Origin of the sequence: Aurantimonas sp. DM33-3 (assembly GCF_014334315.1) — a bacterium.
In the GTDB taxonomy this organism is placed as follows: domain Bacteria; phylum Pseudomonadota; class Alphaproteobacteria; order Rhizobiales; family Rhizobiaceae; genus Aurantimonas; species Aurantimonas coralicida.
Window position 1 is genome coordinate 188774 of sequence record NZ_JACSGS010000006.1, and the last position, 23656, is coordinate 212429.

Annotated in this window: 20 protein-coding genes and 1 tRNA gene; 10 read left to right on the forward strand and 11 right to left on the reverse strand. The window is 68.5% G+C overall.

The features are described from left to right. Window positions 1-12 precede the first annotated feature (12 nt). The 3 genes from H9Q09_RS10855 (at window position 13) to H9Q09_RS10865 (ending at window position 1369) form a co-directional block, all read left to right on the forward strand. Window positions 13-633 (forward strand): MerR family transcriptional regulator, encoded by a 621-nt coding sequence (locus H9Q09_RS10855; protein WP_187391026.1) that lies wholly within the window; start codon window positions 13-15, stop codon window positions 631-633. Window positions 634-790: 157 nt separating this feature from the next. Further along, a tRNA-Pro gene (locus H9Q09_RS10860) sits at window positions 791-867 on the forward strand. A gap of 268 nt (window positions 868-1135) precedes the next feature. After that, window positions 1136-1369, forward strand: coding sequence for a hypothetical protein (locus tag H9Q09_RS10865; RefSeq protein WP_187391027.1), 234 nt, complete (start codon window positions 1136-1138; stop codon window positions 1367-1369). Between the two features lie 96 nt (window positions 1370-1465). Here H9Q09_RS10865 and H9Q09_RS10870 read toward each other — a convergent pair whose 3' ends face one another. The 3 genes from H9Q09_RS10870 to H9Q09_RS10880 are packed head-to-tail and all read right to left on the reverse strand — an operon-like array spanning window position 1466 to window position 5766. Further along, complete coding sequence (locus H9Q09_RS10870) at window positions 1466-2683, reverse strand: HlyD family efflux transporter periplasmic adaptor subunit (RefSeq protein WP_187391028.1); 1218 nt, start codon at window positions 2681-2683, stop codon at window positions 1466-1468. A 3-nt stretch (window positions 2684-2686) separates the two neighbouring features. Further along, window positions 2687-5059 (reverse strand): FtsX-like permease family protein, encoded by a 2373-nt coding sequence (locus H9Q09_RS10875; RefSeq protein ID WP_348646298.1) that lies wholly within the window; start codon window positions 5057-5059, stop codon window positions 2687-2689. After that, window positions 5056-5766 carry an ABC transporter ATP-binding protein gene (locus H9Q09_RS10880; protein WP_187391029.1) on the reverse strand — a complete coding sequence of 237 codons (711 nt, stop codon included), beginning with the start codon at window positions 5764-5766 and terminating at the stop codon, window positions 5056-5058. Before H9Q09_RS10880 ends, H9Q09_RS10875 begins: the two co-directional genes overlap by 4 nt. Before the next feature lie 224 nt (window positions 5767-5990). Here H9Q09_RS10880 and H9Q09_RS10885 point away from each other — a divergent pair, with 224 nt between their 5' ends. Then, window positions 5991-6665, forward strand: coding sequence for a hypothetical protein (locus H9Q09_RS10885; RefSeq protein ID WP_210315308.1), 675 nt, complete (start codon window positions 5991-5993; stop codon window positions 6663-6665). A 30-nt stretch (window positions 6666-6695) separates the two neighbouring features. On the opposite strand, the gene H9Q09_RS10890 is transcribed toward H9Q09_RS10885, so the two are convergent. Next, window positions 6696-7130, reverse strand: coding sequence for a potassium channel family protein (locus tag H9Q09_RS10890; RefSeq protein ID WP_228240597.1), 435 nt, complete (start codon window positions 7128-7130; stop codon window positions 6696-6698). A 229-nt stretch (window positions 7131-7359) separates the two neighbouring features. On the opposite strand from H9Q09_RS10890, the gene H9Q09_RS10895 reads away from it, so the two are divergent. The 4 genes from H9Q09_RS10895 to H9Q09_RS10910 all read left to right on the forward strand — a co-directional run bounded on the left by H9Q09_RS10895 (window position 7360) and on the right by H9Q09_RS10910 (window position 12495). Next, window positions 7360-7731, forward strand: a complete 372-nt coding sequence (locus H9Q09_RS10895) for a hypothetical protein (RefSeq protein WP_187391030.1) — start codon at window positions 7360-7362, stop codon at window positions 7729-7731. Window positions 7732-7816: 85 nt separating this feature from the next. Then, window positions 7817-10234 carry a phosphoenolpyruvate synthase gene (gene ppsA, locus H9Q09_RS10900; protein ID WP_187391031.1) on the forward strand — a complete coding sequence of 806 codons (2418 nt, stop codon included), beginning with the start codon at window positions 7817-7819 and terminating at the stop codon, window positions 10232-10234. Between the two features lie 28 nt (window positions 10235-10262). Further along, window positions 10263-10709 (forward strand): thioredoxin TrxC, encoded by a 447-nt coding sequence (gene trxC / locus H9Q09_RS10905; RefSeq protein WP_187391032.1) that lies wholly within the window; start codon window positions 10263-10265, stop codon window positions 10707-10709. 151 nt (window positions 10710-10860) lie between these two features. Beyond that, on the forward strand, window positions 10861-12495 hold the full coding sequence (locus tag H9Q09_RS10910) for an MBL fold metallo-hydrolase (RefSeq protein ID WP_348646299.1): 1635 nt from the start codon (window positions 10861-10863) through the stop codon (window positions 12493-12495). A gap of 76 nt (window positions 12496-12571) precedes the next feature. Here H9Q09_RS10910 and H9Q09_RS10915 read toward each other — a convergent pair whose 3' ends face one another. Together H9Q09_RS10915 and H9Q09_RS10920 are read right to left on the reverse strand one after the other, a co-directional pair. Beyond that, complete coding sequence (locus H9Q09_RS10915; protein WP_187391033.1) at window positions 12572-14002, reverse strand: phospholipase D-like domain-containing protein; 1431 nt, start codon at window positions 14000-14002, stop codon at window positions 12572-12574. A 121-nt stretch (window positions 14003-14123) separates the two neighbouring features. Then, window positions 14124-15047, reverse strand: a complete 924-nt coding sequence (locus H9Q09_RS10920) for an acetamidase/formamidase family protein (RefSeq protein ID WP_187391034.1) — start codon at window positions 15045-15047, stop codon at window positions 14124-14126. Between the two features lie 227 nt (window positions 15048-15274). Here H9Q09_RS10920 and H9Q09_RS10925 point away from each other — a divergent pair, with 227 nt between their 5' ends. Together H9Q09_RS10925 and H9Q09_RS10930 are read left to right on the forward strand one after the other, a co-directional pair. Further along, window positions 15275-16093 (forward strand): universal stress protein, encoded by an 819-nt coding sequence (locus H9Q09_RS10925; RefSeq protein ID WP_187391035.1) that lies wholly within the window; start codon window positions 15275-15277, stop codon window positions 16091-16093. Between the two features lie 141 nt (window positions 16094-16234). Continuing rightward, on the forward strand, window positions 16235-18922 hold the full coding sequence (locus tag H9Q09_RS10930; protein ID WP_210315309.1) for an HAD-IC family P-type ATPase: 2688 nt from the start codon (window positions 16235-16237) through the stop codon (window positions 18920-18922). 55 nt (window positions 18923-18977) lie between these two features. On the opposite strand, the gene H9Q09_RS10935 is transcribed toward H9Q09_RS10930, so the two are convergent. The 5 genes from H9Q09_RS10935 to H9Q09_RS10955 form a co-directional block, all read right to left on the reverse strand. Beyond that, window positions 18978-19766 carry a carbon-nitrogen hydrolase family protein gene (locus H9Q09_RS10935; RefSeq protein WP_187391037.1) on the reverse strand — a complete coding sequence of 263 codons (789 nt, stop codon included), beginning with the start codon at window positions 19764-19766 and terminating at the stop codon, window positions 18978-18980. Beyond that, the gene (locus tag H9Q09_RS10940) at window positions 19763-20569 is read right to left on the reverse strand and encodes an ABC transporter permease (protein WP_187391038.1); all 807 of its coding nucleotides are present in this window, start codon (window positions 20567-20569) and stop codon (window positions 19763-19765) included. Before H9Q09_RS10940 ends, H9Q09_RS10935 begins: the two co-directional genes overlap by 4 nt. After that, window positions 20566-21360: an ABC transporter permease gene (locus H9Q09_RS10945; protein ID WP_187391081.1), complete on the reverse strand. Its 795-nt coding sequence runs from the start codon at window positions 21358-21360 to the stop codon at window positions 20566-20568. Before H9Q09_RS10945 ends, H9Q09_RS10940 begins: the two co-directional genes overlap by 4 nt. A gap of 68 nt (window positions 21361-21428) precedes the next feature. Then, the gene (locus H9Q09_RS10950; protein ID WP_187391039.1) at window positions 21429-22472 is read right to left on the reverse strand and encodes an ABC transporter ATP-binding protein; all 1044 of its coding nucleotides are present in this window, start codon (window positions 22470-22472) and stop codon (window positions 21429-21431) included. A gap of 74 nt (window positions 22473-22546) precedes the next feature. Then, window positions 22547-23635, reverse strand: coding sequence for an ABC transporter substrate-binding protein (locus H9Q09_RS10955; protein WP_187391040.1), 1089 nt, complete (start codon window positions 23633-23635; stop codon window positions 22547-22549). Window positions 23636-23656: the final 21 nt, after the last annotated feature.

Below are 23656 nucleotides of genomic sequence, written 5' to 3' on the forward strand. Positions count from 1 at the left end.
ACGATTGCGACCATGACCGACAAGAGCGCCGACGCCTTCCGGACCATCAGCGAGGTCGCCGACGAACTCGACCTGCCGCAGCATGTGCTGCGGTTCTGGGAAACCCGTTTCCAGCAGATCAAGCCGATGAAGCGGGGCGGGGGGCGCCGCTACTATCGGCCCGACGATGTCGAACTGCTGCGCGGCATCCGCTACCTGCTTTACGTCAAGGGCTTCACCATCAAGGGCGTGCAGCGGATCCTCAGGGAGAACGGTCCGCGCTTCGTCGTTGCCATCGGGACCGGCGACATGGCCGCGCTGGCCCAGATCCAGGCGGGCCGGACCAATCTGCCCGCTGCCGCCGCGCCCGCGGCCGAGGCGCCCCAGCCGCCGCTGCATGATCTCGATCTGATCGCCACCGAGCCGCTGCCCGAGCCACCGGCCGCCGAGGCCGCGCCGGCACCGATGGCTGCGCCCGAACCGGAGACGCGGGAGCCGGATGAGCCGGCGAAGCCACGCGGCGGATTCCTGAAGCGCTATCGCGAGCCTGCCGCCGATGCCGGCACGGGACTTCCGGTCGAGAGCATTGCCGCCCTCGACGACGTGATTCTCGAACTTCTCGAGTGCAAGCGCCTGCTCGATCAGGTCCGCTGACCGAGCGGTACGGGCTGCCAATGCGTGACTACTGCCGCCTTGCCGCCGCTGCGTTCCGGGCCACTCGCATACGCCGGCAATCGACGCCCGACGATGAAGCGTTCGCGCCGATTTTCCTGTTGCACCGAAAGCGTCCGGCCTCTAGGAGTGACGCAGTCGGAGCGTAGCGCAGCCTGGTAGCGCACCTGAATGGGGTTCAGGGGGTCGGAGGTTCGAATCCTCTCGCTCCGACCAGCTTTCCCACCTGACATCGCAGCATGGTTTTCGAGACGACACGGCCTGTTCGTGGCGCGGCGTTTAAGCTTGTCCCGTTGCGCGTCGTCATCGCCTGCGCAATCGCGCGTGCAGCCAGCCCCATCGTCATGGCCGGGCGTCGCGGCGAGGTGGGGTCTGTACGCCTGCGAGGGGCATGCGGCAATGTGCTCGCCGGTCGATCCGCAACCTATCGCGCTACGGGCTGTTTGACTCTGTGAGTTGGAACACGAAACGGAGCACGTACTGCATGGTCAAGAAAGTCAGTTCGACCGAGGCCCGGCAGGGAAGCAGGGGGCGTCCCGTCCTCCTGATCCTGATCGCCGGTCTCTTCCTTATCGTGGTCGGTTATTTCATCGTCGGAGCGATCGGTTATTCGACGCAGCCCGATGGCGATACGCTGGAACCGGATTCCACCCGGACCACGTCCGAACAGACCGACAGCGTCGTCGTGTCCCCGCAGGACTCGCAGACCGCCGATTGACCGTTGCGGCGTGCCGGACGGCGCAGCACCGTTCGGCAAACTCATGTGACGCGTATTCTCGGGGGCCGCGGCGTCCCGGCACCGCATCTCCAGCCTTCAAAGCGCATCCACATCGCGGGACACGACGCTGACCCCGTCGGCGACGCTGTCGCTGGGGAACAGGACGACCCGTGCGCCTTCCGGCAGGCCGTCCCGCAGTTCGGCGATCGCGTCGTCGCGGTGATCGATGTCGACTGGCCGCATGACCGCGCGGCCGTCCTCCACCACATACACATTCCACGCGTCGCCCGAGCGGAACAGCGCGCCGAGCGGCACCCGGCGGACGGCGTCGCTCTGCCAGAGCGCGATCCTGACGAAGACGCGGTAGCGGTGGCCGGGCAGGGGCGTCTCGGCGTCGGTCGGGTCCATGTCGAGCCGCACATTCACCCGCTGTTCCTCGATGCCCAGGGCGGACACCTTGGTGAAGGCGGTCGGCTCGATGCGGCGGACCTTCGCCGTCAGATCGGGCCCGCCCCAGTCGGCAATGATCGCCGTAGCCCCCTCGCGCACCCGGACCGCATCCGAGGAGAGGAGGTCGACGACCACCTCCAGCCGGCGCGGGTCCCCGATCTCGGCCAGGGCGGTGCCGGCGGGCACCACCGCCTCGCTCTCCACCGGCACCGAGATCACCACGCCGTCGGTCGGCGAGAGCAGGGGCACGCAGCGGTCGGACAGGGAGCCCACCGAGGGCGCGTCGTCCGGCTGGATCAGCCGCACCTGGGCGCTCACCAGTTCACTCTGCCGGAGCGCGACCTGGTGCTCGGCACGCTGCAGCGCGGCCTGCTTGAGCTCGACGGCGGTTCTTGCCGTCTCCAGCGCGGCGGCGGAGATGATGTTGGTTTCCTTCAGCTTCTCGGCACGTTGCAGCTCCGATTCGGCTTGCTTGAGATCCGTTGCGGCGAAGGTCAGGTCCGTCTCGGCCAGTTCGATCCCCGCACGGGCGACACCGACCGCGGCCGCCAGTTCGCGTTCCGAGCGCATGTCGATGAAGCTCGGATCGATCGGATGCAGCGTGGCGATCAGGCTGCGATCGGCCACCAGGCGGTCGCCGACATGCAGGGGGCTGCGCTCGGTTCGGGCCGCATAGGGCGCCGACACCGTGTAGACGTCGCGGTACTGGGCGATGCCCTCCTCGTCGACGGTGACGGTAAGAGGGCCCTTGGTCACGACGGCGATGTCGACGGGGATCGGCTTGGGGCGCAGGGCCTCGTAGGCCGCGAAGGCGAGACCGCCAAGGACGAGCGCGAGCAGGATGTATTTCAGCCAGCGAGCCATGGATTACTCCCTCGTCTTCAGGACGCGGATCAGGTCGAGCCGGTCGACCCGGCGACGCACCAGCAGGGCGGAGCCCGCGGCCGCGGCCAGGACAATGAGGCTGGCCTTGGCGAAAATGGCGGGCTCCAGCACCAGCGGGATCTGGAAGAGGTCGCTGGCGAATCCGTCCGTCACCAGCATCGCGAAACCGGCCCCCAGCGCCCAGCCGAGGGGCTGCGCAAGGATGACGACCAGCAGGAGTTCGGTCAGAAGGACCTGCGAGACCTCCATCCGGGTGAAGCCGAGCACCCGCAGGCTGGCGAGTTCCCGCGCCCGTTCCGACAGCTGGACACGTGCCGAATTGTAGATCACGCCGAAGACGATGATGATCGCCAGCGTCAGGTAGAGGGTCGTCATGATCGAGATGTTGCGGTCGATGGTCTCGCGGAACTTGTCGCGCGACAGGGTCTGCAGACCGAGCGATGCGATTGCCGGCGTCGACTTGATCGCCGCGTAGAGGGCATCGAGCGCGGCCGTGTCGACCGCCAGATGCGCGCCGCCGACGCGCGGGCCCTCGCCGGTGAGGCGCGACAGGGCGTCGATGTCCATGAAGACGCCAAGCCCGAGAAAACTTTGCACGACGGCGCTGATCCGTACGGTCGTCGTGATCTGGCGGCCGGTGAGCACCTCGACATTCGCCGTTCCGCCCCGGGTCAGACCGAGCACCTGCGCGACGCGTTCGGAAATGACGACGCCGTCGGATGGCAGCACCATCGGATCGAAGCTGGCGTCCAGCACCCGGGAGAGCGTGGTCGCCGGCGGCTTTCCGGTGATGGCGAGGCGGCGTGACCGGTTGCCGTTGCTCAGGATGACCGGCACGCTGAGATAGGGCTCGGCGGCGACGACGCCGGGCAGATGGCGCACGGCCGCCATGACGGCGGGCTGTGCTGGCTCGCCGAAGGCGAGACTCGCATGCTGCCGATCGGCCCGCCAGAACACCGTCTCCACCATGAAGTCGACCGAGTCGCGCGCAAACAGCGCCGTGACCAGAAGCGCGACGCCGAGGGCCATGCCGAGGCTGGTCAGCGCGGCACGGACCGGCTGATGCAGCAGCTGGCGGAACGCCATCACCGTGAGCTTGGAGAAGAGGTTCGACAGTCCCTGGCGGGCGAGAAGCGACCGGCCGAAGCGTGCCGGTGCCGGCGGGCGCATCGACACGGCGGGATCGAGCGCCAGGACGGAGAGGATCGCCTTCATCGCCCCGGCCAGCGCCGCGGCGATCGAGATGCCGGCGGCGCTGGCATAGAGGTCGGGGCTCGACTGGAACACCAGAAAGGGAAAGGAAAAGAACTCGCCATAGAGCCGGGCGAGCCCGCGCCCGAGCCAGGTTCCGGCGCCGGCGCCGATCGCCACGCCGACCGCCGAGATCGCGATCACCAGCTTGGCGTAGTGCCAGGCGATCGTGCGATCGTAATAGCCGAGCGCCTTCAGGAGGCCGATCTGTTCGCGCTCCAGGGCCACCAGCCGTGTCAGCACGATGTTGATGAGGAAGGCCGAGACGAGCAGGAAGATCGGCGGGATGATCCGCGCCATGGCCGCGAGCTGGTCCAGCTCGGCATCCAGAAAGGCGTGCGACATCTGATGTTTGCGCCCATAGGCTGCCATGCCGCCATAGGGCTCGAGCAGGCGGTCCACTGCCATCAGCACCGCCGGTTCGCTGGCGCCGGGCATCAGCCGCAGGACCAGATTGTTGAACGCCTCCTTGCGGTCGAACACCGGGCCGAGCACGTCCTCGGGCATGTAGAGGATGGCGTAGCGCCGCGGGTCGGGGACCATGTCGCCCGGCCCGATCGTGTAGATGAATTCCGGCGACAGGACCGTTCCGGTGATCTGCAGCCGTTCCTTGCGTCCGTTGAGGATCGCCGAAAAGCTGTCGCCGATGCGGAAGGCGTGAGCCTTGGCAAAGTCCTCGTTGACCGCGACCTCGTTGGCGCGGCCGGCTTCGGGAAGCCTGCCGCGACGCACCAGCAGCCGATTGACCCGGGGTTCGCCATGGGCGGGGAGCGAGATCACCTGACCGGAGGCGGGCTCGCGCATCTGCGGCAGGTCGAGGAGCACCCGGCGGCTGATCCGCATCTCGAAGGAGGCGACGCCGGGAATTTCCGAGATCGCCTTGCCGAGCGACAGCGGCGCCCGGTTCGCCTCGGCCACGACATGGGCGAAGCGGTAGCGCTCGTAATAGGCCTCGCGGGTCAGGAGCAGGGAGCGGTGCGCACCGACCGCAATGATGATCGTCATCACCCCGCAGGCCATGACCAGCGCCACCGCCAGGCCTTGCGCCCAGAGCCGCATGAGATCGCGCAGGAGTTTGCGGTCCAGCGCCGCCACCGCGCTCACCAGCTCACCTGGCTCGGGGCCAGGCGCGTTTCGTTGCGGTGCATGCTCTCGATCCGGCCGTCGACGAACTGGAAGACGCGGTGGGCGATCGCCTGGATGCCGGCATTGTGGGTGATGATGGCGGTGGTCGTGCCGAGGGTCCGGTTGATGGTGGTCAGCGCCTCCAGCACCATGATGCCGGTTGCCGAGTCGAGCGCACCGGTGGGCTCGTCGCACAGCAGCACTTCCGGCTGCTTGGCGATGGCCCGGGCGATGGCGACGCGTTGCTGCTCGCCGCCCGACAATTGCGCCGGGAAATGGTCGCGGCGCTCGGTCAGCCCGACAAGTTCCAGCGCCTGCGACGGCGTCATCGGATTGCGCGCGATCTCGGTGACCAGCGCGACGTTCTCGTGGGCGGTCAGGCTGGGGACCAGATTGTAGAACTGGAAGACGAAGCCGACATGGTTGCGCCGGTACAGCGTCAGTTCGCGGTCGCTTGCGCTGTTGAGCTCCGTGCCTTGGAAGCTGACGCGGCCGTCGGTCGGCCGGTCGAGCCCGCCCATGATGTTGAGAAGCGTCGACTTGCCGGAGCCGGACGGGCCCAGCATGACCACCACCTCGCCGGCCGCGAGTTCGGCACTGACACCGCGCAGTGCCCAGACGTCCGCACCGCCGGTCCTGTAGACCTTCGTGACGTCCTGCATCGCAAAGACAGCATTGTCCGTCATGCGGCCAGACGAGCATCCGCGGAACCGGGAGACCTTGACCTGCCTCAATCCTCCGGACGCTGCGGTTGATCGGGATCAAGGCCGGGCGCCGCGGTCGGGGCCATCCTGCACGATGCCCGGCGTGCGCGCCGTCGATCCGGGCGCGCGGGACATCCGTTGCGTCAGACATCCGGCGTCGATGCCGCATCGCGCCGGCCGCGCTGTCGTTACCAGGGAGATTGGCCATGAACGACGTGACACAGGTGCGCGAGGCCGTGGGCGTCTTCCACGACCGGACGCAGTTCCAGGCGGCGATCGACGATCTGCTGCTGGGCGGCTTCGACCGGGCTGAGATCAGCCTGTTGGCCAGCCGCGCGGCCGTCGAAGCGAAGCTCGGCCATCGCTACAGATCGGTGCGCGACCTGGAGGATGATCCGGCCGTGCCCGTCGTCGCCTATGTCTCGAAAGAAAGCCTCGGCGATGCCGAAGGCATGGTCGCGGGGATGCTCATTTATGTCGGCGCCGTCGCTGCCGCCGGCGCCATGCTGGCCTCCGGCGGCACGCTTGCCGCGGCCATCGCGGCCGCTTCGGTTTCGGGCTACATCGCCGGCTCGCTCGGCAGCGTCTTCGACCGGACCATCGAGCGCCAGTATTCGCAGCGCCTGGAAGAGCAGCTTGCCGATGGCGGGCTGCTCTTGTGGGCGCATGTCCGCGATCTTGAGCACGAGGCCCGCGCCGTGGACATCATGCGGCGCAATGGCGGGGCGGACGTTCACGTCCACGATCTGACCGCAGCGGCACACGAAGCTGCCGAGATGAAGCGCCGGATCGGTGACCTTTTGGACGAGGCGGGCAAGGAATCCTTTCCGGCCAGCGACGCGCCGTCCTTCAATCCGGGCACGGCCGGTGGGCCGCACTGACGCTTCCGCCGCCAGTCGCGCGGCACGGCATCAGAAATGCACGCCGATCCTGAACGGCCCGTGACGGGTCGAGGCGGCCACGAGATAGGCGGTCGACCAGCCGATCAGGATGAAGCCGCCGACCCCTTCCAGCGCCCCCAGCAACCGCCATTCCGGCAGCAGCACCACGTCGCCATAGCCGACCGTGGAGAAGGTCGAGGTCGAGAAATACAGCGCCTCGTCGAAGCTCTGATGGGCGCCCAGCAGCATGTAGGCGAAGGCCCACAGCCAGATCTCGATCGTGTGCAGGGCGAACAGGCCGAGCACGGTCCCGAGCATCGACAGGGACCGCCCCAGAGCGTGGCGGTTCAGGTTCAGCCAGCGGATCACCCATGCCATGGCGCGGGTGAGCGCGACGAGGCCGAGCGTGTGAACGAGGACCGTGAGCGCGATCACCAGGGTGCCGATGGCGAGATTGAGCAGCAACAGCGTCTCTCCGATGCGTCGATTGGGCCCGATGGCGCGCAGCGCCGATGCAGCGCGGGCCGGCCACTCTTCAGGAGCCGCGGCACGGCAGCATCCCGGACCATGGGTAAAGCGACGATCGCTGCGTGTGCTTGCGCCAGATCAATCCCGTCCGGGTGATCCTCCCCCATTGTGATCTTGGCCGGCTCCCCGATGCGAAACCTGGGAGCCGGCGGGGAAGGAGCCCATCATGGTCACGACCGATCTGAACGCAATCCTGGCGCGGTGTGAGGCCGCGACCGCGCCCGACCCTGCGCTGGACGCCGAGCTTCGCACGGCGCTGCATGAGCATGCGTCGTCAGTCGAGAGCGCCGCGGACGCGGACCTCGCCCTGGCGTCCGCCGACGGGGCGCTGGCGATGGTCGCGAAGACCCTTCCGGGTTGGAGCATCATCCTGCGGGGCGGCACGGGGCCCGGCGGGCACTGGCACTGCGTGCTGCGGGAGGGCGAAGGCCAGCATGACGATCAGACCGTGGCGGCGGCCCGCGGCAACACTCCGGCCATGGCGATTGCCACCGCGACCTTGAAGGCGATCGCCGGGTTCAAGGCCGGTTACCGCTGATCGCACGCGCCCTTGGCGCAGCATTTCTGACGCGGCTTGAGTGACGGTTCGCGGCCATCCGTCCGGACATCGAAGGAGATGGAACATGCCCGACAGGGAAATCCTCTGGTTCGAAGCGACCGGGCGCGGTGACGTGGCGCGGGTCGGCGGCAAGAATGCCTCGCTCGGCGAAATGGTGCGTGCGCTTGCCCCGGCCGGCGTGGCGGTGCCGCTGGGATTTGCCACGACCGCGGACGCCTACCGGCGCTTCGTGACGGCCAACGGGCTCTACGCCGTCCTGCGCGATACGCTGGATGCACGCGCCGCCGGCAAGATCACCCTGGCCGAGGCCGGCAGCACGATCCGCGCCGCCTTAGTGCGCGGCGACTGGCCCCCGGAGACGGCAGCGGCCATCGGCGAAGCCTATCGCGAGCTGTCGCGGCGTTCGTCCATCGAGGATGTCGACGTGGCCGTCCGCTCCAGCGCAACGGCGGAAGACCTGCCGGACGCCAGCTTCGCCGGGCAGCAGGAGACCTTTCTCAACGTGTCCGGCCCGTCCGCCGTGCTGGACGCCTGCCGTCGCTGCTACGCCTCGCTGTTCACCGACCGGGCGATCGCCTATCGCGAGGCCAAGGGCTTCGACCATTTCAAGGTGGCCCTGTCGGTCGGGGTGCAGCGGATGGTGCGGTCCGATCTCTGCGGATCGGGGGTGATGTTCTCGCTCGACACCGACACCGGCTGCGACAATGTCGTGCTGATCAATGCCGCCTGGGGGCTCGGCGAGAATGTCGTTCAGGGCGCCGTCGATCCGGACGAGTATCAGGTCTTCAAGCCCTTTCTCGACGACCCGGCGCTGACCCCGATCATCCACCGGGCGCTCGGGGCGAAGGACAAGAAGATGGTCTACGCCACGAGCGGAGACCGGCCCGTGAAGAACGTCGTGACGTCGCTCGTCGAGCGTCGGCAGTTCGTGCTGGGTGACGCCGACATTCTGGCGCTGGCCCGCTGGGCGGTGATCATCGAGACCCATTACGGCTGTCCGATGGACATGGAATGGGCCAAGGACGGCCGCGACGGCTCGCTGTTCATCGTCCAGGCGCGGCCCGAGACGGTGCAGTCGCGGCGCGAGATCGGTGCGGTGAAGCGCTACCGCGTCGGCGCGCATGGCCGCGAGCTCTGCGCCGGCCTGTCGATCGGGGAGGCCGCCGTGTCGGGCCCGGTCTGCGTGATCCGCGATGCCAGCGAGATCGCACGCTTCGTCGACGGATCGGTGCTCGTCACGGAGATCACCGATCCCGACTGGGTGCCGATCATGAAGCGCGCTGCGGCGATCGTCACCGACCATGGTGGGCGCACCTCGCACGCCGCCATCGTCAGCCGCGAACTCGGCCTGCCGGCGATCGTCGGCACAGGCAGTGCCACGCAGATCCTGCATGACGAGCAGGAGGTGACCGTGTCTTGCGCCGAGGGCGAGGTCGGCTTCATCTATGAGGGCGAGGCCGAGGTGACGGCCGACGTCCTCGATCTCGCCGATGTCCCGCCGACGCGGACCCGGATCATGCTGAACCTCGCCAATCCCGCCGCGGCCATGCGCTGGTGGCGGCTGCCGGCCGACGGGGTCGGGCTGGCGCGGATGGAGTTCGTCATCAACAACGCCATCAAGATCCACCCGATGGCGCTGGTTCATCCTGAGCGCATCGCCGATACGGCGGAGCGCGACGAGATCGCCGAGCTCACCCGCGGATACGAGGACAAGTCCGCCTTCTTCGTCGACCGGCTGGCCGAGGGGCTCGCCCGCATCGCCGCGACCGTCCATCCGAAGCCCTGCATCGTGCGGATGAGCGACTTCAAGACCAACGAATATGCCCATCTTCTCGGCGGCCGGGCCTTCGAGCCCGAGGAGGAGAACCCGATGCTCGGCTTCCGCGGCGCCTCGCGCTACGATTCGCCCCAGTACCGCGAGGGCTTCGCGCTGGAATGCCGGGCGATCCGCAAGCTGCGCGAGGAGATGGGCTTTACCGGCGTCATCGTCATGATCCCGTTCTGCCGCACGCTTGAGGAAGCTGATCGCGTGCTCGCGGTGATGGCCGAGAACGGGCTGGTGCGCGGCGAGAACGGATTGCAGGTCTATGTCATGTGCGAGATCCCCGCGAATGTGATCCTGGCGGGGGAGTTCGCCACAAGGTTCGACGGCTTCTCCATCGGCTCCAACGACCTGACCCAGCTGACGCTGGGTATCGACCGGGATTCGGACCTTCTCGCCGCCTCCTTCGACGAGGAGAACCCGGCGGTGAAATGGATGATCCGCCACGTGATCGGCGAAGCGCATCGGGCCGGCGCCAAGGTGGGCCTCTGCGGCCAGGCGCCCAGCGACAACCCCGCTTTCGCGGCCTTTCTCGTCGAATGCGGCATCGATTCGATCTCCGTCACGCCGGACAGCTTCGTCGCCGTGAAGCAGCATGTGGCACGCGCCGAGGCCGGCGAGGGAACGGCCTCGCGTCCGGCGGAGGCTGCGCTATCATGACCGGGCAACAATTTCGAAGGCCGATGCCATGAGCGAGAACCTCGTCGTCTGCGCCAGATGCGGCGGCATCAACCGTATCGCGCCGGACCGGCCGGCGCTCGCCGCCAAATGCGGGAAATGCAGCACGAAGCTGTTCGCCGGCCGTCCCGAAGATGTCGACGCGGCGGTCTTCGAGCGTCAGGTCTCCCGCAGTACGATCCCGGTTCTGGTCGATGTCTGGGCGCCCTGGTGTGGCCCGTGCCTGTCCATGGCGCCGGCCTATGCGGCGGCGACCGCAGAGCTGGAACCGCATGTCCGGCTGATCAAGCTCAATTCCGACGCCGAGCAGGCGTCCGCTTCCCGCCTGTCGATCCGCGGCATCCCGACGATGATCCTGTTCGCGAAGGGACGGGAGGTGGCGCGGACCTCCGGCGCCATGGGAACGGGGCAGATCGTGCAATGGGTCCGGGACCACTTGCCGGCGGCAAGTGCCTGACGACGGAACGCGCCTGCCGGCACCGGCAACGCGTCGTCCCCGGGGCGAGAATCATAAGGGCGACGAGCGGCAGCATCCGTTTTCGGCGTTCCCTCTTGCGGGCCCGCCACCATTCTAAGTCCCGCCCCCCACAGCCTGAGGAGACGCGCCCGTGGACGACCATCCGGCACTGCAGACCGAAGGAGGCGCCACGCTCGCCGAGCCCGTCCTGCGCTTTCGCGGCGCGGCGCGGGCCGTCACCGGCTCCTGCTACGAGCTCGAAGCGGACGGCAGGCGGATCCTGATCGACTGCGGCCTGTTCCAGGGCTCGAAGGCCGAGAAGGAGTTGAACTATCGCGACTTTCCCTTCGATCCGAAGGGCATCGACGCGGTGCTCCTGACCCACGCCCATATCGACCATTCCGGACTGCTTCCCAAGCTGACGAAGGCGGGTTTTGCCGGTCCGATCTTCGCGAGCCGCGCGACGGAGGATCTGTGCACGGTGATGCTGCCCGATTCCGCCTACATCCAGGACACCGAGGTCGCGCATCTGAACCGGCGCAACAAGCGCCGCGGCCGGCGCACCGTGGTGCCGATCTATGACGGCGCCGATGTGGTGAACTGCCTGAAGCAGTTCGCGCCCGTGGCGCTCGGCGACTGGTTCACCGTCGCCGGCGGCATAAGGGCGCGCTACTGGAATGCCGGGCACCTGCTCGGCTCCGCCTCCATCGAGCTCGAATGCCCGGCGCCCGGGGAGCGTCCGCGGCGCCTGCTGTTTTCCGGCGACATCGGCCCGGAGCACAAGCTGCTGCAGGCCGATCCATCGGCACCCTCCGGCTTCGACTACGTCATATGCGAAAGCACCTATGGCGATCGCGACCGGGAGGGGGCGAGCGAGGCCGACCGCCGCCGGTTATTGCGCGAGGCGGTCGAGGCCGCGCTGGACCCGGACGGGGCGCTGCTGATTCCGTCCTTTGCGGTGGAGCGGACCCAGGAGCTGCTGGTCGACCTGCAGATCCTGATCGAGAGCGGCGATCTGCCGGCGGTGCCGATCATCATCGACTCGCCGCTGGCCACCCGCGCCACCGGCGTTTTCGCCCGGCACGCCAGGGAACTGGATCACGGCGAGATCCTGTCGCGGGCGCTGACATCGCCGAATATCCGCTTCACCGAATCCGCCGAGGAGAGCAAGGCACTCGACCGGCTGAAGGGCTTTCACATCGTCATCGCCGCCAGCGGCATGTGCGAGGCGGGGCGGATCCGCCATCGGCTGCGCAACTGGCTGTGGCGGCCGCAGGCGACGGTGCTGTTCGTCGGCTTCCAAGCCCAGGGAACGCTCGGCCGCATCCTGCGGGACGGGGCGTCGACGGTCCGCATTCAGGGCGACGAGGTGATCGTGCGGGCCAAGATCCGGGCGATCGATCTCTATTCGGGCCATGCCGACGGGCCGGAATTGCGGGAATGGCTCTCCGAGCGGTGTCCGGTGGCGGCCGGCGTGTTTCTCGTCCATGGCGAGGTGGAGGCCATCGACGCACTGAAAGCGCGGCTCGCGGGCGTGGTCGCCCAGGAGCGCATCGTCATCCCGCAGCTGGACGCGGCGTTCAGGCTGACGGCGCGGTCGGCCGTGCCGGTAGCCTCGGAGCCCGTCTCCCGCATCGATCCGGCCCAGCCTGGCCATCTGGACTGGCACAACGAGGTGTCCCGGCTGCTCCTCGACATCAACGAGCGGCTGGAGAACGCGGCCGGCGACAAGGCGCGCGGCGTGATGATCCGAAAGCTGCGCCGGGCCATGAGCGAGGCCGATTGAGCCGAAGGGCTATCGGGTTGCGGCAGGGCTGCGGCACGGATGACGCAGAGGCCCCGATCGCCGCCGCCGGCGGTGATCAGCCGAGCAGCTTGCGGAAGGTCCGTTTGAGGCGGCCGGGGCGCAGCGGGTCGGCGAGGTTGGATTCGGCCAGCATTTCTTCGTCCGGGGTGAGTTCGCGCATCGGCAGCGGCACCAAGCGGCGGCCGTTCGTGGCGCTGACCCTGTCGACGAGGGCGATCATCGATCCGCCGTCGGCCAGCGCGTCGCGGACCGCGTCCTCGGAGAGGTCGAGATGCTCGGCGAGAAGATCGTCCCGGATATGGGCAATCCGCTTCGCGACCGCGGGATCGTCCTCGGATTCGATGACGAGATCGCACTCGCTGTCATAGCCCATGGACCGGTTGTTGAGATTGGCCGAGCCGATCTTCAACAGGCGGTCGTCGGCGATCATGATCTTGGCATGGACGTAGATCGGCGTGCCGGCGGCGTTCACCGGATAGACCAGCCGGAAGCGGTCGTTGTGGTCGGCCTGGCGGACGATCTGCATCATGCGGATGCGTGACGAATCCATGAACTCGGCTTCCAGCCAGCCATCGGCCGTGTCGGGATTGACCACGAGGATCTCCGGCCCGTCCGGTTCGGCCAGCCGTTCGGCGATCGCCTCCGCGATCCGGCGGGAGGCGAAATACTGGCTTTCGATATAGAGGCGGTGCCTGGCCGTCGCGATGGCCGCCAGCGTCGCGCGTTCGATCTCGGTCACCTGCGGACGTTCGAGATGCTCGGGCACCGTACGGCAGATCGAGACGTCGATATTCTCGAAATCCACCGTCACGTCGCTCGGCCAGATATCGAAGTCGCCGGCGAAGGGGCCGAGCATCTTGCCGGTCGCATGGGCCCAGCGGCTGCGGGCGAGATCGGAAAGCGCCTTGGCGGCCGGACCGGTGACGCAGGTCGTGGCGTCGTGCCAGGGACCGAGCGGCGCCTTGCGGGGCGACAGGCGGCCCGAGCTCGCCTCGGCGTGGTCGCGGGTGTCCCAGCGCCCCGTGGTCATGTCGATGCCGCCGCAGAAGGCCAGTGCCTCGTCGATGACCAGCAGTTTCATGTGATGCGTCGAGAGCGGCGGATGCACGCCGTCGAGCCGCATCTGCACCGGGCCGGACAGTTTCCAGCGCAGCAGGGTGAGGGGCGTCTCGCCGCGGCCGATCGAGTACATCATGCCGGTATCCCATTTGAGGATCCGGATATCGAGTTCGGGCCGGCGCTTGCCGAGCCATGTGAGGAAGGGGCCGACGGGGTTGGGGCCGTCCAGCGTCTTCCCTTCGGGCTCCAGGTCGATCCGCGCGTCAAAATCCCAGCCGATCAGGAGGATCGAATGCCGGGCCTGCAGCATGGCGTCCTTGGCCGCCTTGAAGAAGTCGGCGGCGTCGATGATGACCGACAGTCTGTCGGCCCGTTCCCGGCGCCAGAACCAGTCGTCCGTCTGCTCGTCGAGCGCATGCGCGTTCATACAGTCTTCCAGTGGCGTTTCGTTGACGGGAACGAAGCTAGCAGCAGACCCGCGCACGGAAAGCCCGTCGCGCAACGATCTTGTCGCCGATCCTCCGAAACCTTCGGAAACGGCCCGGCGGTCACGCGGCGGCGCCGGCCCGTTCGAGGTCCTCTCTCGCGATCCGGCAGGCGACGGAATAGGCCGGGTTGAAGACGTTGGCGACGTCGTAGCGGACCGTCTGGCCGAGGAAGTGGCTCGCCGTCACCGTGTCCATTGCGTAGTCGCGGGACAGCCAGTCCAGCATCTCCGTCGTGGCGTGCTGCAGGGCCTGGTCGAGGGGGCGGGCATTGCCGAGGGTGAAGATGCCCTGCGCATCCTCGCCGCGCGGCCAGCCGATGGTGCGGCCCTTGTCGAGTTCCACCGTGAAGGTGACCTCGAAGGAGGTCTCGATGCCGGTGCCGACGATTTCGCCATCGCCCTGGCAGGCATGGCAATCGCCGAGGAAGAACAGGGCGCCGGGCCGGAAGACCGGGAAGGACAGGGTCACGCCGGCCGTGATGCCGCGATAGTCCATGTTGCCGCCATAAGGACCGCTGGTGGCGGTGGAGATGGCCTGGCCGAGCGCCGGCGCGACGCCGCAGCAGCCGATCATCGGCGCCAGCGGCAATACCCAGTCGCGCAGCCGCGTCGGCGGGTTCTCCAGCCGCACGGTGCCGGCGTCCTTGTCGATGATCCACTCGACCCGCTCGCGCTCCGGCATCTGTGCGGCGCGCTGCGGATCGACGACGTTCGGCGCCAGGACGGAGAAGGTCCAGCCGCGGTCGCGGTTCGGCGTCATGCGCTCGATGGTGACGCGCAGCGTATCGCCCGGCTCGGCGCCTTCGACGAGGAAGGGACCGGTCATCGGGTTCGGGCGCGTGCCGACAAAGGCGCCGGTGGCGTCGGCGCCCCAGGCGTCGAGCGTGTCGGTGATCACGGTGTCGCCCGGCGCAATGCTCAGCGCCGGCTCGTGCGGGCCCAGCGTGTTGTGGAAGCGTGTCGGCTGGAAACGATGTTCGGCCACGGGGCAACTCCGGTCATTCGCGTTCCCTCTGCCTATAGCCGCGGGGACGGGGGACGGCCAATGCCGCCGGGCGACAAAACGCCGGCGCGCCACGGAATCCCGTCGGGTTGCGATGAGCCGCCCGCCCGGCCTTTGCCGATTTGCGCGAGGTCAAGGGTGCTCGTGCGGGGGCGGGCTACGGTCGGGTGAATGACGGCCCCGTCGCGGCCCAGCCAAGGGAGTTTTCCATGTACCGGACGATACTGGTCTGCCTCGACAACAGCGAGCGCGCCGGCGCGATCCTGCGGACGGCGCTGGCGATCGCCGAGCGGCAGGGTGCCCATCTGGTCGGCCTGCATGTCGTGCAGGACGTGGTGGTCAGCATCCCGACCGAGGTCTCGCTGGAATATATCGACCAGGCCCGGCAGGCCGCGCAGAGCGAAGCCGACGCCATTGCCGAGGTCTTCAAGACGGCGACCGCGGGAGCCAGCGTCTCGACTGAATGGCGGCGCGAGGAGCCGATGGCAGGCGATGCGGACACGGTCTGGACCCGGAACGCCCTCGTCGCCGATCTCGTCGTGGTCGGGCAGGCGGCCGGCGGCGCCGACGTGCCGCTGACCGATCTCCTGATCGAGACCGGGCGGCCGGTGCTGTTCGTGCCCTATGCCGGCGAATATGCGCAGGTGGGCAAGCGGCCGCTCGTCGCCTGGAACGGCAGCCGAGAATCGGCGGGCGCCGTGTTCGACGCGCTGCCGCTTCTGAAGGACGCGTCGCTGGTCCGGGTGCTCTGCATCGACCCCGACAAGGCGGGCGCCAAGGCCGGCCTGGCCCCGGCCGACGACATGGCGCTGGCGCTGGCACGGCACGACATCAGGGCCGAGGCGGCCCGTTCGCACAGCGGCGAGATTTCGGTCGGCGACGAGGTTCTGGCGCAACTCGTCGATCACGGCCACGATCTTCTGGTGATGGGCTGCTACGGCCATTCGCGGCTGCGCGAGATGCTCTTCGGCGGCGTCACCCGGCATATCCTGCAGCACATGACCGTGCCGGTTTTGATGTCGCGATAGGGCCCCGGTGACGCGCGAGGCGGTTTCGCCCGCCCGGTCGAACAGGGCCCCGCGGTGCGGCGGGGTGTATCCTGCCGGCACGACCACCCCTCACGCCGAGATCCGGGCCGCGCAATGACTGTGAGCGATCCGATGAGCCCCATGAGCGCAGATCCGGAGCCGGGCCAGCGGCCGGCGGATGGATGGCACGCGCTCGACGAGGCCGCGACCTTCGGCAGGCTCGGCACCGCCGCCGCCGGGCTCGACGATGCCGAGGCGGCACGGCGCTTCGCCGAGTACGGCCCGAACGCGCTGCCGGAGCCGCCGTCGCGCTCGCTGACGCTGATCGTCCTCGGTCAGTTGAAAAGCCCGCTGATCTATCTGCTGCTCGCCGCTGCGGCCGTATCGCTCGTCCTTGCGGAGATTGACCAGGCGGTCTTCATCTTCATCGTCCTGGCCATAAACACCGCCATCGGGGCGGCGCAGGAATCGCGCGCGGAAGCCAATACCGCCGCATTGCGCACGGCGATCACCACCGTCTGCCGCGTCTGGCGGCAGGGGGCGGTGCGTCTGACGGACAGCAAGGCGCTGGTGCCCGGCGACGTGGTGATCCTGGAGGCCGGGGACCGGGTCCCGGCCGATTTGCGCCTCCTGTCCGCGTCCGAACTCCAGGCCGACGAATCTTCGCTCACCGGGGAATCGCTGCCGGTGGAAAAGGCCGCCGGTGGTGTGCTGGCACCGGACACGCCGCTTGCCGAGCGGGCGACCATGCTGTTCGCCGGCTCGACGCTGCATCGCGGACGCTGCCAGGCGGTTGTCGTGGCGACCGGCACCCAGACCGAGCTCGGACGGATCGCCGGCTCGCTGCAGGAAGCCTCGGCGCCGCCGCCGCTGACCGTCAAGCTCGACCGTTTCACCCGCATGCTCGGCCTCGTCGCACTCGCCCTGGTGGCGGTCGTCGTCGCCCAGCAATTCAGCACGGGGGCCTCGCTGCAGGCGACCTTCTTCGTGGCGGTGGCGCTGGCCGTTTCGGTCATTCCCGAGGGGTTGCCGGTGGCCGTCACGGTCGCCCTGTCGGTGGCGACGCGCCGGATGGCCCGGCGCAACGTCATCGTGCGGCACCTGCCGGCCGTCGAGGGCCTGGGCGCCTGTACGGTGGTCGCGACCGACAAGACCGGCACGCTGACCCGCAACCAGCTCACGGCCAAGCGGCTGTGGTTGCCCGGGCATGGCGCCGTCGCGATCGAGGGCGCCGGCTTCGATCTGGGTGGCCGGCTGCTGCAGGACGAGGTGCCGCTCGTCCCGCCGGCACAGGAGGCAGCCCGGGAACTGGCCGCCGCGGCCGCGCTCTGCAACGACGCCGCCTTCGATCCGGACGGCGGCGAGGCGGGGCGCAGTGGCGACACCGTCGACCTGGCGTTTCTCGTTCTCGCGATGAAGACCGGGCTCGACGTCACAGGGCTGCGCCACGCAGCACGGCGGATGGCCGAATTGCCGTTCTCCGCCGAGCGCAAATATGCCGCGAGCCTCGATGAGGAGGGCGGCACCCTCCGCCTGCACGTCAAGGGCGCGGCGGAAGTGCTGGTGCCGCGCTGCCTCGGCGTCGATGTGGACGCGGTGCTGGCGCTCGCCGACGAGATGGCCGGGCAGGGCTATCGGGTCATGGCGGTTGCCGCCAGGACCCTCGGCCGCGACGAGACCGCGGGTCGCCTGCCGCCGATGGACCAGCCGCTGGAAGGGCTGACCCTTCTCGGCCTCGTCGGCTTTATCGACCCGCTGCGCACGGAAGCGAAGGCGGCCGTCGCCGATTGCCGCAGGGCCGGCGTCGCGGTGAAGATGATCACCGGCGACCATGCGGCCACGGCGCTGTCGATCGCCCGCAATCTCGGCATCGCAGCCCGGCCCGAAGACGTGATGACCGGCCGCCAGATGGACGACCCGGCGACGGGCACCGACGCGCGCATCGCCGCGACGTCCGTGTTTGCCCGGGTCGAGCCGGCCCACAAGGTGCGGATCGTCGAGGCCTTGCAGCGCGGCGGCCATGTCGTCGCGATGACCGGCGACGGCGTCAACGACGCGCCGGCGCTGCACCGGGCGGATCTCGGCGTCGCGATGGGGCGCGACGGCACGGATGCGGCGCGCGACGCGGCCGATCTCGTCCTGACCGACGACAATTTCGCCTCGATCACCGCCGGCATTCACGAGGGTCGCGCCGCCTATGCCAATATCCGCAAGGTGATCTATCTGGCGATCAGCACTGGCGCGGCCGAGGCGGTGTTCTTCCTGATGGCGCTGTTCACCGGCTTTCCGGTGCCGCTGACGGCCGTGCAGCTGCTTTGGCTGAATCTCGTGACCAATGGCGGCCAGCATGTCGCCCTCGCGCTGGAGAAGCCGGAGCCGGGCCTCCTGTCGCGGCCGCCGCGGCGCACCGGCGAGGCGATCTTCGACGGGCTGATGATCCGCCAGACGGCCCTGTCGGGCGCGGTGATCGGCATCGTCGGCTATCTCGTCTTCGCCTGGGCGATTTCGGCCGGCTGGAGCGAGTTCGAGGCGCGCAACGTCCTTCTGTTCCTGATGGTCGCCTTCGAGAACGTCCATGTGATGAATTGCCGGTCGGAGACGATCTCGGCGTTCCGGGTGCCCTTGGCGAACAACTGGCCGCTGCTCGCCTCGATCGTCGCGGCGCAGGCGATCCATATCGGCGCCGCCTTCACGCCGGGCCTGCGCGACGTACTCGATCTTGCGCCGATCCCGTGGGAGCAATGGGCGCTGCTGGTGCCGATGGCGCTGTCGGTGCTGGTCGTCATGGAGATCGACAAGGCGCTGCGCGCCCGGCGGCAGCGGCGTTAGTCTGACGGGACGGAACCGATGCCGGCTGGGTGACGCGGGCTTGTTCCGGGGAGCGTCAGCGACCGGTCGGCAGGTGGGCTCTGACCTCGGCGAGATACGGGTTCTGATCGCGGCTGGCGCCGTAGGCCGCGGGGTCGAGATCGGCGAGGATCGTCGCCGCGTCGCTTTCACCGGCCGAGGCCAGAACCGAGCCGTCCGGGGCCGCGATCACTGACAGGCCCTGATAGGCGAAGGTGCCGTCGCTGCCGCAATGATCGGCATAGACGACGAAGAGCTGGTTCTCGAAGGCGCGCACCGGCACGACGTTCTGCGCGATGAAGCGCGCGCCGTCGCTCCTGGGCAATGCCGTCGGCACGATGATCGCCTCTGCGCCCCGCAGGGCGAGGTCGCGGCACAGCTCGGGGAATTCCACGTCGAAGCAGACGAGCAGGCCGCAGCGCAGGCCGGCGATCTCGACGATGGGCGAGGGCGCATCGCCCGGCCGGAACAGGCCCTTCTCGTAGTCGCCATAGAGCATGCGTTTGGCGTAGAGGACCGGCGCGCGGCCCGGTGTAATCAGCGCGGCGGCATTGTCGACGCCGTGAGCCGTGCGGATCGCAAGTCCCATGACGATGCCGATGCCGAGCTGGTCGGATGCATCCTGCCACTCGGCAAGGCCGGCGTCTGCGTCCTTCGCGGTGTCGGCGATCATCTGGCCGGCGCCGTAGCCGGTCGGCGCGAGTTCGGGCAGGACGGCGAGGTCGGCGCCGGCGGCGGCCGCGTCCTCGAGGCTGCGCAGGATCGCCGCGTGCCGGTCGGCCGCGCCGGTCATCGCGGCGTCCATCTGGATGGCGGCGACCTTCACTTGCCGTCTCCGTTGGACCAGGCGCCAAGGAGGCGCGGCAGGTCGCCGAAGCGCGCGACGAAGCCGAACACCACCACCGCCACGGCGACGAAGAGGATCGAGACCGAGGCCATGGTGGGCGTGTAGCCGTAGCGCAGGGCGTTGAAGATCTTGATGGGGACCGTCTCCAGCGTGAAGCCCACCGTCATGTAGGCGACGATGTATTCGTTCAGCGAGAGGACGAAGGCGAAGGCGAAGCCCGAGATGATGTAAGGCGCGATCATCGGCAGCACGATGGTCGTCAGGATGGTCCGGTCGTTGGCGCCCATAGTGCGCGCGGCCTCGGTCACCTCGCGATCGATGGTCTGGAAGCCGAGCGAGATGGTCACCAGCGGCAGGCTGGTGAAGAAGATCGCGTGGGAAATGACCACCGTGTACCAGGCACCATAGCCGCCCATCGTCGCCCAGAAGGACAAAGCGCCCAAAGCGGTGATCACCGGCGGCAGGACGAAGGGCGAGACGCCCAGCAACTGCACGGCCCGGCCGATCGCCGTGACCCGGCGCCACAGCGCATAGGCGATCGGCAGGGCGATGAGGACGGCGATGCTCGCCGCGCCGAGCGCGATCAGCACCGAGGTGGTCAAGGCCCCGCGCCAGCCGTCGTCGGCGAAGATCTGGCCGTACCAGGCGAGCGAAAAACCCTCGGGCGGGAAGGTCAGGCTGCGCTTTTCGTTGATCGAGACACCGGCGATGACGACGATGGGCGCCGCCATGAACAGCCCGATGGCGGCGAAGAACAGGCGGGTCAGGAACGTGCCGATCATGCCGCGCGTCCCTTCCGGCCGAGCGTCGTGGTCAGCAGCACGAGCGACAGGCTGGTGACCACGAGGAACACCGCCATCGCCGCTGCGAACGGCATGTTCGACTGGTAGATCGCCTGGTCGGTGATCAGCACCGAAAGAGTCCAGTGCTCCGGCCGGCCGAGCAGTTGCGGCAGGAGATAGGCGCCCAGCGCGAAGACGAAGACGATGATGAAGGTGGCGATCAGCGCCATCCGCAGCGCCGGCAGGATCACCGTGAAAAAGGCCCTGAGCGGCGAGGCGCCGAGGGTGCGGGCGGCCTCTGCCAGCGACGGGTCGAGCCGGGAGAAGGACGGGTAGAGCACCAGCACCGCATAGGGGAAGGCCTGGTAGGTCATGCCGGAGAGGACGGCGAAGAAGCCGGGCGTCCAGGCATCCGGGTTGTCCATCAGGCCGAGGGACACGAACAGGTTGGAGAGACCGGCGGTGCGGCTGAGCAGCGTTGACCAGGAAAAGCCGATGATCACCTCGGACAGGGAGAGAACCGCCAGCATCGCCACCAGCCAGGGCACCTGCCATCTCCGGCGGAGCTTGGTCAGCAGATAGGTGAAAGGCGCGCCGACGATCAGGCAGAGCGCCGAAACCAGCGCCGACAGGCCGAGCGAGAAGACGAGGATCTTGCCGAAGAACAGGCTGAGAAAGCGGGCATAGTTCGCCGTCGTCAGCACCGGCTGGTAGAAGCCGCCGGCGACCCGCTCGAACAGCGAGACGGCGATCATCAGGCCGAAGGGCACGACGAAGAAGGCGAGCAGCATCAGCGCCGGAAAGATCAGCGGCGCCTGTTCACGCCAGCCTCCGGCCTTCGTTCCGGGCGCGGCGGCGCTCACGCGGTGGCTCCGGCGGGGAAGACGACGATGGCGGCGGGATCGAGCGCCAGCGAGACGTTGTCGCCGACCATGAGATCGTTCCGGCCGGCGGCGCGCTGGGCGACGATGCGGCCGGCGGCGGTGGCTAGATACACCTCGACGGCCGAGCCCATGTCGCGGACGAACTCGACGGTGGCGGGCAGGGGCGCGGCGCCTTCGCGCTCGACGCTGACGTCCTCCGGCCGGATCGAGATCTCCGCCGTGGCGCAGCCGGCCGGCAGCGTCAGGCCGGGGACCGGCGCGTCGGCGATGGTCGCGCCGCCATTGGCTGCATGTGCGGTCAGGAGATTGGTCTGGCCGAGGAAGTCGGCGACGAAGGCGTTGGCAGGCCGGCGGTAGATGTCGATCGGCCGGTCCATCTGCTGGATGCGGCCGCCCTTCATGACGACGATGGTGTCGGCCATGGTCATGGCTTCGCGCTGGTCGTGGGTGACGACGATGGTGGTGATGCCGAGCCGCTCCTGCAGCTGGCGCAGTTCGACCTGCATCGCTTCGCGCAGCTTGGCGTCGAGGGCCGACAGGGGCTCGTCGAGAAGGAAGAGCTTGGGCGAGACGGCGAGGGCCCGGGCGATGGCGACGCGCTGGCGCTGGCCGCCCGACAATTGCGCCACCGACCGATCGGCGACCCCGGGCAGGCGAACGAGATCGAGCAGTTCGACGACGCGGGCATCGCGCTCGGCGCGGGGCCGGCCGCGGATCTTCAGGGGATAGGCGATGTTCTCGCCGACGCTCAGATGCGGAAACAGCGCCAGCGACTGGAACACCATGCCGAAGTCGCGGCGGTGGACCGGGCGGTCGTTGATGGTCTCGTCGTTGAAGCGGATGGTGCCGGCGGTCGGGGTTTCGAGGCCGGCGATCATCCGCATCAAGGTGGTCTTGCCGCAGCCCGACGGCCCGAGCAGGCAGACGAAGCTGCCGGCCGGCACGTCGAGGACGGCGTCGTCGACGGCGAGGACCGAGCCGTAGCGCTTGGTGACGTTGGCAAGTTCGAGTGCGCTCATCGGCCTGGACGTTTCCTGGTTCTGGGGTCCGGCCGCCCCTGTCGAGGCGGCCGGTGAATGGGCGGGGGACGGGCTCAGCCGACGATGAGTTCGGTCCACTTCTGGTTCAGCCAGTCGGACTTCTCGACATAGAGATCATAGCGCGGAACGATCGGGTCGATCTCGGAGGAGACCGCCGCGAATTCCTCGTCGGTCAGATCGAGAAGGTCGCGCTTGATCACCGGGGCCGTGCCGACCTTGCGGGCGAGCAGGCTCTGGACCTCCGGCTGGGTCATGTAGTCGATGAACTCGTGGGCGACGTCGCCCTTCTCGGAGGCCTTGGAGATCGCCCAGCAGCCCGAGTCGGAAATGCCGCCTTCCTTCGGGAAGGTCGAGCGGACCGGGAAGCCGTCGGCCGCGGCGAGGCCCGTGACGTCGTGATAGTACTGGCCCATCGGGATTTCGCCGGATTTCAGCGCCTGCTCGAACTGGGCTTCGTCGCGGTACCAGAGCTGGACGTTCGGCTTCACCTCGGCGAGCTTGTCCATCACCTTCAGGATGCCTTCCTCGGTGTCGAGCACGTCGGTGCCGCCGAAGAAGGTCTTGGCCGTGACTTCCAGAAGGAACGAGTTGGAGACGAGGGCGAGGAGGCCGAGCTTCTCCTTGTTGGCCGGGTCCCACAGCGCAGCCCAGCTTTCCGGCGCGTCCGGATAGGTGTCGGTGTTGGTGACGAGGTTGATGTACCAGGCCACGGCACCGACGCCGGCGACGCGGCCGTCGGGGTAGTTCACGACGAAGGGCGGCAGGACGTCGCCGGAGTTGGCGATCCTGTCCATGTCCAGCGGCTGCCACAGCTCGGTCGCGAGGCCCTTGCGCATGGCGACCTGGGACATCATCGACACGTCGGCCGGCGCGACACCGGCGCGGGCGGCCTGCTCGAGCTGCACCAGCCAGGCTTCGCCGGTCGGCTCGGCGACGCTCTCGACGGCGATGCCGGTGGCTTCGGTGAAGGCCGGGAAGACGTTCTTGTCGAAGGAATCTTTGAAATAGCCGCCATAGACGCCGACCTTCAGGCTCTTCTCCTGAGCCCTGAGGATCGACGGCATGGCCAGCGTGGCGCCCGCGGCGCCGGCTGCGGCGAGCAGATGCCGCCGGTTCAGGATGAGCGGGGACTTCCGGGTCATGACTTCATCTCCTTGGTTGTT

Coding starts and splice junctions, on each gene's coding strand:
- H9Q09_RS10855 (WP_187391026.1), top strand. CDS start 13: ATGACCGACAAGAGCGCCGACGCCTTCCGGACCATCAGCGAGGTCGCC.
- H9Q09_RS10865 (WP_187391027.1), top strand. CDS start 1,136: ATGGTCAAGAAAGTCAGTTCGACCGAGGCCCGGCAGGGAAGCAGGGGG.
- H9Q09_RS10870 (WP_187391028.1), bottom strand. CDS start 2,683: ATGGCTCGCTGGCTGAAATACATCCTGCTCGCGCTCGTCCTTGGCGGT.
- H9Q09_RS10880 (WP_187391029.1), bottom strand. CDS start 5,766: ATGACGGACAATGCTGTCTTTGCGATGCAGGACGTCACGAAGGTCTAC.
- H9Q09_RS10885 (WP_210315308.1), top strand. CDS start 5,991: ATGAACGACGTGACACAGGTGCGCGAGGCCGTGGGCGTCTTCCACGAC.
- H9Q09_RS10895 (WP_187391030.1), top strand. CDS start 7,360: ATGGTCACGACCGATCTGAACGCAATCCTGGCGCGGTGTGAGGCCGCG.
- ppsA (WP_187391031.1), top strand. CDS start 7,817: ATGCCCGACAGGGAAATCCTCTGGTTCGAAGCGACCGGGCGCGGTGAC.
- trxC (WP_187391032.1), top strand. CDS start 10,263: ATGAGCGAGAACCTCGTCGTCTGCGCCAGATGCGGCGGCATCAACCGT.
- H9Q09_RS10915 (WP_187391033.1), bottom strand. CDS start 14,002: ATGAACGCGCATGCGCTCGACGAGCAGACGGACGACTGGTTCTGGCGC.
- H9Q09_RS10925 (WP_187391035.1), top strand. CDS start 15,275: ATGTACCGGACGATACTGGTCTGCCTCGACAACAGCGAGCGCGCCGGC.
- H9Q09_RS10930 (WP_210315309.1), top strand. CDS start 16,235: ATGAGCGCAGATCCGGAGCCGGGCCAGCGGCCGGCGGATGGATGGCAC.
- H9Q09_RS10940 (WP_187391038.1), bottom strand. CDS start 20,569: ATGATCGGCACGTTCCTGACCCGCCTGTTCTTCGCCGCCATCGGGCTG.
- H9Q09_RS10945 (WP_187391081.1), bottom strand. CDS start 21,360: ATGCTGCTCGCCTTCTTCGTCGTGCCCTTCGGCCTGATGATCGCCGTC.
- H9Q09_RS10950 (WP_187391039.1), bottom strand. CDS start 22,472: ATGAGCGCACTCGAACTTGCCAACGTCACCAAGCGCTACGGCTCGGTC.
- H9Q09_RS10955 (WP_187391040.1), bottom strand. CDS start 23,635: ATGACCCGGAAGTCCCCGCTCATCCTGAACCGGCGGCATCTGCTCGCC.